The 11628-nt window shown below is 73.0% G+C and carries 10 protein-coding genes; 4 read left to right on the top strand and 6 right to left on the bottom strand.

Features of this window, described 5'->3' with window-relative positions:
- Window positions 1-90 precede the first annotated feature (90 nt).
- The 4 genes from ACZ6S8_RS23580 to ACZ6S8_RS23565 all read right to left on the bottom strand — a co-directional run bounded on the left by ACZ6S8_RS23580 (window position 91) and on the right by ACZ6S8_RS23565 (window position 3305).
- Window positions 91-1089, bottom strand: coding sequence for an AraC family transcriptional regulator (locus ACZ6S8_RS23580; RefSeq protein WP_469458725.1), 999 nt, complete (start codon window positions 1087-1089; stop codon window positions 91-93).
- A 274-nt stretch (window positions 1090-1363) separates the two neighbouring features.
- Window positions 1364-1981, bottom strand: coding sequence for an NIPSNAP family protein (locus tag ACZ6S8_RS23575; protein WP_469458723.1), 618 nt, complete (start codon window positions 1979-1981; stop codon window positions 1364-1366).
- Between the two features lie 77 nt (window positions 1982-2058).
- Entirely contained in the window at window positions 2059-2523 is a 465-nt protein-coding gene (locus ACZ6S8_RS23570; RefSeq protein WP_469458738.1) for a hypothetical protein, read from the bottom strand.
- Window positions 2524-2765: 242 nt separating this feature from the next.
- Window positions 2766-3305, bottom strand: a complete 540-nt coding sequence (locus tag ACZ6S8_RS23565) for a sigma-70 family RNA polymerase sigma factor (RefSeq protein ID WP_267840174.1) — start codon at window positions 3303-3305, stop codon at window positions 2766-2768.
- Window positions 3306-3694: 389 nt separating this feature from the next.
- Between ACZ6S8_RS23565 and ACZ6S8_RS23560 the strand changes: the two genes are divergently transcribed.
- On the top strand, window positions 3695-4888 hold the full coding sequence (locus ACZ6S8_RS23560) for a CapA family protein (RefSeq protein ID WP_469458721.1): 1194 nt from the start codon (window positions 3695-3697) through the stop codon (window positions 4886-4888).
- A 102-nt stretch (window positions 4889-4990) separates the two neighbouring features.
- Here the strand turns inward: ACZ6S8_RS23560 and ACZ6S8_RS23555 are convergent, their stop codons facing one another.
- Window positions 4991-5452 carry a universal stress protein gene (locus ACZ6S8_RS23555; protein WP_469458719.1) on the bottom strand — a complete coding sequence of 154 codons (462 nt, stop codon included), beginning with the start codon at window positions 5450-5452 and terminating at the stop codon, window positions 4991-4993.
- A 59-nt stretch (window positions 5453-5511) separates the two neighbouring features.
- On the opposite strand from ACZ6S8_RS23555, the gene lysX reads away from it, so the two are divergent.
- A complete protein-coding gene (gene lysX, locus ACZ6S8_RS23550) occupies window positions 5512-8814 on the top strand; it encodes a bifunctional lysylphosphatidylglycerol synthetase/lysine--tRNA ligase LysX (protein WP_469458717.1) in 3303 nt (1100 codons plus the stop codon).
- A gap of 147 nt (window positions 8815-8961) precedes the next feature.
- Entirely contained in the window at window positions 8962-9855 is an 894-nt protein-coding gene (locus ACZ6S8_RS23545) for a polysaccharide deacetylase family protein (RefSeq protein ID WP_469458715.1), read from the top strand.
- 88 nt (window positions 9856-9943) lie between these two features.
- On the opposite strand, the gene ACZ6S8_RS23540 is transcribed toward ACZ6S8_RS23545, so the two are convergent.
- Entirely contained in the window at window positions 9944-10606 is a 663-nt protein-coding gene (locus ACZ6S8_RS23540) for a class F sortase (RefSeq protein ID WP_469458713.1), read from the bottom strand.
- A 363-nt stretch (window positions 10607-10969) separates the two neighbouring features.
- Here ACZ6S8_RS23540 and ACZ6S8_RS23535 point away from each other — a divergent pair, with 363 nt between their 5' ends.
- The gene (locus ACZ6S8_RS23535) at window positions 10970-11470 is read left to right on the top strand and encodes a hypothetical protein (RefSeq protein WP_469458712.1); all 501 of its coding nucleotides are present in this window, start codon (window positions 10970-10972) and stop codon (window positions 11468-11470) included.
- Window positions 11471-11628 lie beyond the last annotated feature (158 nt).

Raw genomic sequence — 11628 nt, 5'->3', positions numbered from 1 at the left:
CCTCCACACCTACAACCACCACCGCTGCCACACCGCACTCGACGGCAAGCCGCCCATCAGCCGCGTAAACAACCCTGCGGGTCAATACACCTAGGGGGTGTATTGACCCGCAGGGTCGCCCGCTCGGGCCTGTCCGCGGAAGGCGGCGGGCGGCAGGCCGTAGGCCTCGCGGAACGCCCGGCTGAACGCGGACGCGTGCCGGAAGCCCCGCCGGGCGCCGATGACGTGCACGGGAACCTCCTGGTGCAGAGGGTCCGTCAGGTCCTGGCGTGCCCGTGCGAGCCGCCGGCCCTGGAGGAAGGCCGCGACCGTTGCCCCGTCCCCCTCCTGCTGGAACACCCGGTGGAGGTAGCTGACGGAGATGTGGTGGGCGGCGGCGATCGCGGGGACGTCCAGCAGCGGATCGTCGGCGTTGTCCCGGATGAAGGCCATCACGCGGAGCGCCAGGGTGCGCCGGTGCGTCTCCGGGGACAAGGACCGGTCCGCTTCGAGGACGCCGGCGAAGAGCGAGGCGACGAGATCGGCCAGTACGCCGCTCAGGCGCGGGCCCTCGGCCGGCCGGTAGGACCGGCTGTCCTTGGTCACCTGGTCGAGGAAGGTGGCCAGCAGGGCCCCCATTCCCTCCCGGGCCGAGATGCGCTTGCCGATGACCCGGCCCGCGGTGTGAGGGGGCAGCGGCAGCAACGCCTTGGGTACCTCGACCCCGATGATCTCGACGGAATGCGGGCCGGAACTGATCTCGAACGGCCGTGACGTGTCACTGGTGTGGATGTCGAACACACCGTGCACCACGGTGTCCTTGCCCAGGGTGACCGCTCCCGCCCCGCGCTTGATCAGCGAGAGGTGGAACGCCTCGGGGTCCGACCTCGCTATCAGCTTCGGCGTGCGCACGAAGGTCAGGGGACGGCATTCCATCGGATAGACCGCGATCCCGCCGAGCGAGATGACGCGCTGGTTCACCCAGAAGTCGGCGGCGTAGTCACTGCGCATCTCCATGGGCGCGTGCGTCTGCGACATCAGGGCCCGCCAGTTCTCGAAACGGTCGGCGGGCGCTAGTTCCGCGCTGCGGAACGTTGTCTCGGGCAGCATGATCACGGGTTTACACCGGCCGTGGCGGCCCGCGCAACAAGAGCCGGGGCCCCGGGGCGCGGGCGGCGGGTCGACTCTCCGTCAAGACACTGTGCACGCCAGGCCAATGCCCGGTGCTCCGGGACTTGGCAGAGTGGACGCCGGAGGGCCGGTGCGGGACGGTAGACCGGAGCCCCCGCCGACGACCGGGGCCTCTCGCGGTCCCGGCACTGAGCTGACGCCGCCCGAGGACGGGGGTTTCGGGCGGCGTCAGCCCGGTGCCGGGACAACACGCCTAGGCCCCGTCCCGCCGCTCCCCGACGGGCTGCAGGCGCAGGTGCCGCGGGGCACGGCTGAGGTGGGGCGAGAGGTCCGGCAGGCGCGGTGCCCGCTCCGCCGTGAACCAGAGCAGGACGTCCTCGCCGGTCCGGACAGGCAGGGCGGGGAAGGTGTTCTCCGCGTGCTCGGTGCGGTGCACCGCCTGCGCGGGGGTTCCGGCGCCGGCCAGGGCGGGGTGCAGGTGCCGCTCGACGTGTCCGGCGAAGGCGGCCGGGTCCAGGGGGTGGCAGAGGGTCGCCGTGACGGGTCCGGTGGTGTCCGGGGCGGCGAAGCCGGGTCCGCGCAGCAGGAGCACGTCGTCCGAGTCGATCATCGTCGCGTTGGCCGCGTCGCGGTGGGCCCGCCAGACGGGGCCGTCGTAGAAGGCGCGCAGCGCGCGTGCCCGCTGCGCCATGTCCGGGAAGCTGCGGAGCCAGACGAAGCGGTCCGGGTCGTCCAGGTCCCGGAACCGGCCGCCCACGGTGATGCCGGCGGCTTCCTGCCCGGTGACGAATTCCCGCTCGAAGAGGTCGACCAGGGTGTCCCGGGCGCCCGGGTGGAGGGTGTACTGCCGGAGTTCGACGATGGCGTTCATGGGCCGGAGGCTACGGCTGCTTCCCTGACACCTCCTGTCAGTGGACCGCCGGCAGGTGCGCACGGAGCGGCCCGGCATCAGAACAGGTGCATGGCCAGGTGACCGAGGGGGAGGCCGAGTTGCCAGGCCGGGGTCCAGATCCGCGCGTTCTCGTCCAGCTCCGGCGGGACGTCCCCCCGGTCGGGCCGGCCGGGGTCGAGGTTGGTGGCGAACAGCTCGGTGCGGTCCAGCCAGCGCCACGCCGCCCGGGCCAGCTCCAGGTCCGGATCCTCGCCGCGACCGCGGTCACGGGCCTCCTCGCCCAGGGTGAGGAACCTGGTGTGGACCCAGTCGCGCCAGGGGTGCCCGTACGCCGTCAGCGACATCCACTCGTCGAGCTGCGAGACCACGCGGATCCCGGAGAGCTCGCCGGCCGCGTCCGAGAGGTAGATCGTCAGCGCGAGCGTGTCCCGCCCGGCGCGGAACTCCAGGGTGCTGACCGGGATCAGCCGCCCCGTGCGCAGCAGTTCGTCCGCGATGTACTCGGCGTAGAGCCAAGCCATGGGCACCGCCAGCCCGCCGTCACTGGTGCCGTTCGTACCCTCGGGCTGCACCGTTCCACCCTCTCCCGCGCGTCGAGCGTCCCGTCGTCAGCCCCGAGCCTTCCCCGAGGGGCTCGCGGAGCGGGGGATGTTTACTCAACTTGCACGGTCTGATGCCGAATTCGATGCGTTTCATGTCCGGTCCGGTCTGATTTCGGGGCGTTTCCGGTTCCTTCGCCGCGTGTCGCCGTGGGCCGGCCGGGTCAGGCGCCGAGGCCGTACCCGTACCCCTGGAGGTCCTTCCGCAGGGCCCGGAGGGCGTAGTGCGTACGGGACTTGACGGTCCCGGCGGGGATCCCGAGCTCGGCGGCGGCCTCGGCCACCGAGCGGTCGCGGAAGTACACCTGCATCAGCACGGCGCGGTGCTCCGGCCCGAGGGACCCCACGGCGCGGCGCACGTCGATCGCCGTGACCGAGCCGGCCACCGCGTCCTCGGGGGCGGGGGCCTGCTCCAGGTCCTCGGCGTCGACCTCCTGGGGCCGCGAGAGGCGGGCCCGGCGGGCGTCGATCGCGAGGCGCCTGGCCACCGTGAACAGCCAGGGCCGCATCGACTCGTGGCCGCTCGCGAACGCCTCCGGGTGCTGCCAGACCCGTACGAGCGTCTCCTGTACGAGGTCCTCGGCGCGCTGGGCGTCCCCGGCGGTGAGGCCGAGCAGGAAACCGAACAGGGCTCGCCCGTGGTCGCGCTGGAGTTCGGCGAGGGCTTCGGGATGGGTGCGCCGGAGGGTGGGGGAGAGCGGCACGGGGGGCTCCTTCCGGGGTGCTCGGCGGACGGGTGCAGAGCCGTTGCATCCACCCTGACCTGCACCGGGCCGACCGGGAACCGTCCGGCGCCGGCGGTGCGCCCAAGCACCCGGGTGATCCGGTGGGCGGCCCTGCCCGGCGGTGAACGGTCGAACGGCGCGGCGAACGGCAGTCGGACTTCAGCCGGACGACGCCGGACGACGCCGGACGACAGCGGGACGACGGCGGGACGACGGCGGGACGACGGCGGGACGACGGCCGGACGGGGCGCACCCCGCCGCCATTGGAGTGGGTGCGGTCGTGCGGACGGATCCGTTCCTTGACTTGTGTCGTCTCTTTCTGTGGATTGCAGGTGATCGGATAGTCGTATTAATGAGAGCGGGGATCGATGACCACGCGCACCCGGCACACCGTCGCCCTCCTGTCGGCCCTCCTCCTGTCGGCCGCCGCCGGCTGCTCTGCCGCGGGGGACTCCTCGCCCGCCCGTCTCGGAGGTTCCCCCGGACCGACGCACTCCAGCGCCGCCGGGGCGCCCGCCGCCAGGGGCTTCACCCTCGTCGCGAGCGGGGACGTCCTGCCGCACACCTCGGTCATCCGGCAGGCCGCGAACGACGCCGACGGTGACGGGCACGACTTCAGGCCGATGTTCTCCCAGGTCAAACCACTGGTGTCGGCAGCCGACCTGGCCCTGTGCCACATGGAGACGATCTACGGCGAGGAAGGGGGCCCGTTCAGCGGCTACCCGGCCTTCGTCTCCCCGCCGGCGGTCGCCGACGCGCTCAAGGACGCCGGGTACGACGGCTGCTCCACGGCGTCCAACCACACGCTGGACGACGGGGCCGACGGGCTGCGCCGCACCCTGGACCGGTTCGACAAAGTGGGCCTGAAGCACGCCGGATCGGCCCGCACGGCGACCGAGGCGGCCACGCCGACCCTCTACGAGGCGGGCTCGGCCAAGGTCGCGCACCTCGCGTACACCTACGACACCAACGGCTACCCGCTGCCCGAGGGACGGCCCTGGGCGGTCAACCTGATGGAGCAGGACAAGATCGTCACCGACGCGCGGGCCGCCCGGAAGGCGGGCGCGGACGTGGTCCTGGTCAGCCTGCACTGGGGTACCGAGTGGGAGACCGAGCCGGACGCGCAGCAGCTCTCGCTCGGGAAGGCGCTGACGGCCTCGCAGACCGGCGGCCGCCCGGACATCGACATGATCCTCGGCACGCACGCGCACATCCCGCAGCCCTACGAGAAGGTCAACGGGACCTGGATCGTCTACGGCATGGGCGACCAGGTCGCCGGCGAGATGTTCAACCCCTCCGGAGCCCGCGACATGCGCGGGAACTACGGCTCGATCGGCCGCTTCACCTTCGCCCCGCCGGCCGCGCCCGGTCAGCGCTGGCAGGTGACGACGGCCGAGTTCGTGCCGCAGATGATGGACCTGCCCGGGGGCAGGGTCGTCAATCTCCCCCGGAGCCTGGCCGAACATCCCGGCCGGAGCGACTACGAGAGCGCCCGGGACGAGATCACCGAGGCCGTCCTCAGCCGCGGTGCCGCGAAGGACGGCCTGAAGGCGGGCCGGTAGCCACCCGCAACCCGTCCGCCGCCCGTCCGCCGCGAGCCGTCGCCCCCTGGCCGTGCCGTCCGCCGGAGCCCCGCCGGGTGAGGGGGCTCCGACGGCCGCGCGCTACGGGACGACCGTCACCGGCCAGCGGCCCGCCCTGACCAGGCGGATCGCCACCGAACCCACGAACCGGTGGCCCGCCTGCTCCGAGACGCCGACGACCACCGCGTCCGCCGTCAGCTCCTCCGCCGCGCTCACCAGGCCCGCGTACGGGTCCCCGTGGAAGGTGTGGAACTCCCAGCGGACGTCGTAGACGCCCTTGACCCGCTCCGCCGCGTCCCGGATCTCGGCCACCAGCCCCTCCGCGATCTCCCCGGTCGTACCCGCCACCGGTGCGCCCATCGAGGCCCCGGCCGGCATCACCGGCTGGACGTACACCAGCGCCAGCAGGGCGTTCTGCCGCCGGGCCAGTCCGGCCGCGTAGGCCGCGGCCCGCAGCGAGGACTCCGATCCGTCGACCCCGGCCAGGATCACCTTGGGTCCGTCGGTTCCGCGTTCGAATCCCGTGTTCACGTGCTCCGTCACGCTCCGAGGCTATCGGGCTCGCCGCGCGGACCGGCGCCGCCCTCCCTACAGTGCGAACCATGAGTGCCACCGTGGAGGAGACGCGCGGAACCCGGAACCGCTTCCTGAACCGGGTGCCCGACGGATTCGGCGCGTTCTTCGGAACGCTCGGTCTGCTGTGTGCCCTGCTGGCGCTCTCCCCGATGCTGCGGCGGCTGCTGCGGCACGTCGTGCGGTTCCTCGACCTGATCGTCGTCCCGGTCAGCGCCAACCTCGCGTACGCCGTCTTCCTCTTCCTCCTCGCCGCCGCCCTGGGCACCCGCAAGAAGGTCGCCTGGTGGATCGTCGTCACCTATCTGGCGCTGCTGATCCTCGCCGACGTGGTGGCCATGGCCGACGGGGACTACTGGATCGGCGTGCCGTCCATGGCCATCGCCGTCGCCGGGCTCGTGCTGCTGATCGCCGCCCGCAAGGAGTTCTACGCCGCCGTCCGGCCCGGCGCCCTGTGGCGGGCCATGATCGTGCTCGGACTCGGGCTGCTCGCCGCCGTCCTCGTCGGCTGGGGCCTCGTCGCCGTGTTCCCCGGCACCCTGCCCAAGGGCCAGTGGCTGGACTGGGCCGCCAAGCAGGTCTTCGGCGGGCTCTTCTCCGCCCGCCAGTTCGACGGGCGCCCGCCCCGCCCGATCTACTTCCTCCTCGGCCTCTTCGGCGCCCTCGCCCTGCTGAACGCCGCCACCACCCTCTTCCGCTCCCAGCGCCTCACCGCCGCCCTGCACGGTGACGAGGAGCCCCGCATCCGCGCCCTCCTCGGCGCGTACGGGCGGGCCGACTCCCTCGGCTACTTCGCCACCCGGCGCGACAAGGCCGTCGTCTTCGCCCCCAACGGCAAGGCGGCCGTGACCTACCGCGTCGAGGCCGGCGTCTGCCTCGCCAGCGGGGACCCGGTGGGCGACCCCGCCGCCTGGACCCCCGCCGTCGACGCCTGGCTGGACGTCGCCAGGCGCCACGGCTGGCAGCCCGCCGTCATGGGCGCCTCCGAGGACGGGGCCACCGCGTACGCCCGCTCCGGCCTCGGCGCCCTCCAGCTCGGCGACGAGGCGATCCTGCACGTCGCCCACTTCGACCTCGACGGCCGCGACATGCGCGTCACCCGCCAGGCCGTCAACCGGGTCCGGCGCACCGGCGCCACCACCGTCATCCGACGCCACTCCGCCCTCTCCGAGGACGAGATGCAGATGATCGTGGACCGGGCCGACACCTGGCGGGACACCGAGACCGAGCGCGGCTTCTCCATGGCCCTGGACCGGCTCGGCGACGCCGCCGACGGAGACTGCCTCCTCGTCGAGGCCTTCGACGCGCAGGGCGAGCTGATCGCCCTGCTGTCCTTCGTCCCCTGGGGCAAGGACGGCATCTCCCTCGACCTGATGCGCCGCGACCGCTCCGCCCCCAACGGGGTCATGGAATTCATGGTCGCCCAGCTCTGCGCGGCCGCCCCCGCCCTGGGCGTACGCCGGATCTCGCTGAACTTCGCCGTCTTCCGCTCGGCCTTCGAAGAGGGCGGCCGGATCGGCGCCGGCCCGGTCCTGAAGCTGTGGCGCAAGCTGCTCCTGTTCTTCTCCCGCTGGTGGCAGCTGGAGGCCCTCTACCGCTCGAACGTCAAGTACGGCCCCGAGTGGTACCCGCGGTTCCTCTGCTACCAGGACGCCGGCTCGCTCGCCCGGGTCAGCCTCGCCTCCGGCATCGCCGAGGGCTTCGTCTCCGTCCCCAGCCTGCGCACCCTGTGGGGCAACGGACACCCCAAGGGCCTCACCAACCCCGCCAGCACCGAGGGCCTGCCGTCCATCGCCTCGATGAACCTGGACGCCGTGGGCGAGGACGCCGAGGCAGTCCCGGCCGAGCGGCTGCCCGAGCAGGTCCGCGTCCGCCACGACAAGCTGGAGCGGATCCGGGCCACGGGCACCGACCCCTACCCGGTGGGCGTCCGCGGGCGCACCCACACCGTCGCCGAGCTCAAGGCCGCCCATCCCGGATACCCGCCCGCCACCCGCACCGGCGAACAGGTCACCCTCGCCGGACGCGTGATGCTCGTACGCGACCTCGGCGGCGTCGTCTTCGCCGTCCTGCGCGACTGGTCCGGGGACGTACAGCTGATGCTGACCCGCGACGAGGCCGGCCGCGAGGTGCTCGACACCTTCACCTCCCAGGTCGACTTCGGCGACCACGTGGTCGCCACCGGCGAGGTCGGCGCCAGCAGGAGCGGCGAGCTCTCCCTCGTGATCAGCTCCTGGCAGCTCACCGGAAAGTGCCTGCGCCCCCTGCCCGACAAGCGCAAGGGCCTCGCCGACCCCGAGGCCCGGGTCCGGCGCCGCTACCTCGACCTCGTCTCCAGCCCCGAGGCCCGCGACGTCGTACGGGCCCGCTCCAGCGCGGTCCAGGCCCTGCGGCAGGGCCTGCTGGAACGGGGCTACCTGGAGGTCGAGACCCCGATGCTCCAGCAGATCCACGGCGGCGCCAACGCCCGCCCCTTCCGCACCCACATCAACGCCTACGACCTCGACCTGTACCTGCGCATCGCACCCGAGCTGTACCTCAAGCGGCTCTGCGTCGGCGGCATGGAGAAGGTCTTCGAGATGGGCCGCACCTTCCGCAACGAGGGCGTCTCCTACAAGCACAACCCCGAGTTCACGATGCTGGAGGCCTACCAGGCCTTCGCCGACTACGACGTCATGCTCGACCTCACCCGCGAGCTGATCCAGGGCGCGGCCACCGCCGCCTTCGGCTCGCCCGTCGCGCACAAGGCGGGCCCGGACGGCAAGCTCGTCGTGCACGACATCTCCGGCACCTGGCCGGTGAAGACGATGTACGGGGCGATCAGCGAGGCCCTCGGCGAGGAGGTCGACGCCGACACGGAGGAACACGTCCTGCGGCGGCTCTGCGACCGGGCCTCGGTCCCGCACACCCCCGAGAACACCCGGGGCGACGTGGTGCTGGAGATGTACGAGCGGCTGGTGGAGGAGAGGACCGGGCTGCCCACCTTCTACAAGGACTTCCCCACGGACGTGTCCCCGCTCACCCGCCAGCACCGCAAGGACCCGCGGCTCGCGGAGCGCTGGGACCTCGTCGCGTTCGGCACCGAACTGGGCACCGCCTACTCCGAGCTGACCGATCCGGTGGAGCAGCGGCGCCGGCTCACCGCCCAGTCCCTGCTGGCGGCCGGCGGCGACCCCGAGGCGATGGAACTCGACAACGACTTCCTGGACGCGCTGGAGTACGCGATGCCGCCGACGGGCGGTCTCGGCATCGGCGTGGACCGCCTCGTCATGTTCCTCACGGGGCTGACGATCCGCGAGACGCTCCCGTTCCCGCTGGTGCGGCGCGGCTGACCGGAGCCCGGACGCCTCGGCCGGGCGCTCGTCCGCGGTGGGTCCGAGCCCGTCGGCGGCGGCCCCGGCTGGTCCGTGCGGGTGAGGGCGACCGGTCGCCTCCGCGCCCCTCGACATCCGCGGCCGTCTCGTTGATACGTAGTAATAATGAAAAATGACGAGCCGACAGTAGGGCGACGCGTGCTCCTGCGTACCGCCGTCTTCCTCGGAGTCGCTGCCGCCGCCGGACTGGTCACCTCGGGCGGCGAGGGCCTGCCCGGTACGCCGTCCCCCGGATCCGGACCCGCGGCCGGACCGGGGCCGAACCCCGCCGCCGGAGCACCCGGCGCGCTCTCCCGGGGACTGCCCGAGAAGGCGTACCGGCTGCGCCCGATGACCGCCGAGGCGCCCGCCCGGCCGCCCGCCGCGAAACCGGCCGTCCGGACCCGTCCCATCGAGTCGCTCCCCACCGGCCCGAGCACGGCCAGCGCCATGGTCCTCACCTTCGACGACGGGCCCGACCCCCGCTACACCCCGGGCATCCTCGACGTCCTCGCCCGGTACGGCGTCCGCGCCGTGTTCTTCGTCTGCGGGGAGATGGCGGACGAGAACCGGGACCTGCTGCGCAGGATGGTCGCCGAGGGGCACGTCATCGGCAACCACACCTGGACCCACCCGCTCATCCCCAAGCTGAGCCGGCCCGCGCTCGTCTCCGAGATCGGCCGCACCAGCGACGTCGTGCGGCGGGCCGTGGGGGAGGCTCCGGTGTGGTTCCGCGCCCCGTACGGGGCGTGGAACCGGGCCGCGTTCGAGATCGGCGCCGAGCTGGGAATGGAGCCGCTGGCCTGGACCGTCGACAGTCTGGACTGGACCGAGCCGGGCACGACCGCGATCGTCTCGCGGATCCTCAAGGGCGCCGCACCCGGCGTGGTCGTCCTCTCCCACGACGCGGGCGGCGACCGCTCCCAGAGCGTGCGGGCCATCAGCTCCTACCTGCCCCAACTCCTCGCACGGGGCTACCGGATGACGCTTCCCGAGCTGCCCGCCGCGCAGCTGCGCTGAGAGGCCCGCTGCGCGACGGCGCCCCCGCCCGGCCCGTGACGGGGGCCCGGGCGGGGGCGCCGGTGCGACCGGCCGCCCGGGTCCCGCCTCAGCGGGCCTCGACCATGCGGGCGAAGACGACCACGTTGCCCTCGTATCCGCGCGCCTTCGAGTAGCCGCCGCCGCAGGTGATCACCCGGAGCTCCGGGTGCCCGGTGTCGCCGTACACCCGGGATCCGGGGAAGGCGTCCTTGGAGAACACCTCCACGCCGTAGACCTCGAAGACCGCCGTGCGCCCGTCGTAGCGCTCCACCTCGATCTGGTTGCCCGGCTTGACCGACCCCAGGCCGTAGAAGACCGCCGGGCCCTGCGCGTTGTCCACGTGACCCACGATCACCGACGAGCCGCGCTGGCCCGGCGAGATGCCGTTGAGGTACCAGCCCGCGAGGTTCCGGTCCTGCGGCGGCGGGGCGTCGATCCAGCCCTCGGCGTCCAGGCCCACGGTCATCACCGGAGCGTCCACGCTGATCGTGGGGATCCGGATGCGCTGCACCGACGAGTGCTCCAGCACCTCCATGTCCGCGGGTGGCGACGGCGGGTTCGCCGGCAGTTGGTCGGCCGTCACCGCGACGGCCGAGGCCGCGGTGGGCTGGGGCGGCCCGTCGTCGATGTTCACACCGTTCCGCACCATGGCGAGGCCGGTGAGCATGACCAGGGCGAGCGCGCCCCACGGTGAGCGTTTGCGTGACTGCCCGGTCTCGTCCTCGCCCATCGTTCTCCCTTCCCGACGCGGGGGTCCCGACCCGCGTGCGTGTCCCGCCCCAGTACGCCCTGCTTCACGCACGCTAAGGCGGCGTCGGCGGGACGGCGAGAGGGGAGGGGCGAACGGGTGGCGCTGCTCCGAAGGGGCCGGAAGGGATGCGCCCATCCAGGTAATCGTCACATAAATGCCTGACGGGTCGTGACCTGCGGATCCGTCAGTTCCGCGGTCCGCTCGTCGGCGTGTCGCTCAACCGGGCGGCCCAAAGGCGGAAATGCGGAGCTTGCGGCCCGCACCGAGGGTTCGTCGTGGGAGGCGTTCTCGTCGATCATCCGGGGCCGACGCTCCGGGGCGCTTCCCGCTGGAGGTTCCACCATGCGTGCTTTCCGCGCTCTTGCCGTGACGGCGGCGGCCTGTGCCGTCGTCGCCCTCAGTGCCCCACTCGCCTCTGCGAACCCGCCTCAGGGCGGGGGTGGCGGCCCGAGCAACATCTCGGTGAACCCGTACTCCGTACACCAGGGATCCACGATGCAGGTGAGCGCGTCGGGCTGCGGACACGGCGGTACCGTCACGTCGCACGGCAACTTTCCGCCGGCCAACCTGTCCGCCGGTTCGATCGGCTTCGCCACCGTCCGGATCTTCAACCACGCCTCTCCGGGCCACCACACGCTGTCGGTCAAGTGCAACGACAGCAGCCTCGTGGCCACGCACCGCTTCACGATCCTCGAAGGCCGCCCCTCCCAGGGCGGCATCGGCGGATCCCTCGGCCCGTCCGCCGCCGAGACCGCCATGGGTGCGGGCCTCGTCGGCGCCGCGGCCCTCGGCGCCGGCGTCCACGTGATGCGCCGCCGCCGTCCGGTCAGCGGCAGGGTCTGACCGGCCGGCCTCCCCGGTCGGACCCGGGGGACACCCCCGAACCGCCGGGGGGGGCCGGGGGGGGGGGGGCCGCCCCCGCCCCCCGCCGGCGCGGGGGGGGGGGGGGCGGGGGGGGGGGGCGGGGCCGCCCCCCCCCGCCGCGCGGGCGGCGGTCGCCC

The organism is Streptomyces sp. NPDC048461, assembly GCF_055587105.1.
This window is presented reverse-complemented; position numbering and strand designations above follow the sequence as displayed.

Coding starts and splice junctions, on each gene's coding strand:
- ACZ6S8_RS23580 (WP_469458725.1), bottom strand. CDS start 1,089: ATGCTGCCCGAGACAACGTTCCGCAGCGCGGAACTAGCGCCCGCCGAC.
- ACZ6S8_RS23535 (WP_469458712.1), top strand. CDS start 10,970: ATGCGTGCTTTCCGCGCTCTTGCCGTGACGGCGGCGGCCTGTGCCGTC.
- ACZ6S8_RS23575 (WP_469458723.1), bottom strand. CDS start 1,981: ATGAACGCCATCGTCGAACTCCGGCAGTACACCCTCCACCCGGGCGCC.
- lysX (WP_469458717.1), top strand. CDS start 5,512: ATGAGTGCCACCGTGGAGGAGACGCGCGGAACCCGGAACCGCTTCCTG.
- ACZ6S8_RS23570 (WP_469458738.1), bottom strand. CDS start 2,523: ATGGCTTGGCTCTACGCCGAGTACATCGCGGACGAACTGCTGCGCACG.
- ACZ6S8_RS23545 (WP_469458715.1), top strand. CDS start 8,962: ATGAAAAATGACGAGCCGACAGTAGGGCGACGCGTGCTCCTGCGTACC.
- ACZ6S8_RS23540 (WP_469458713.1), bottom strand. CDS start 10,606: ATGGGCGAGGACGAGACCGGGCAGTCACGCAAACGCTCACCGTGGGGC.
- ACZ6S8_RS23560 (WP_469458721.1), top strand. CDS start 3,695: ATGACCACGCGCACCCGGCACACCGTCGCCCTCCTGTCGGCCCTCCTC.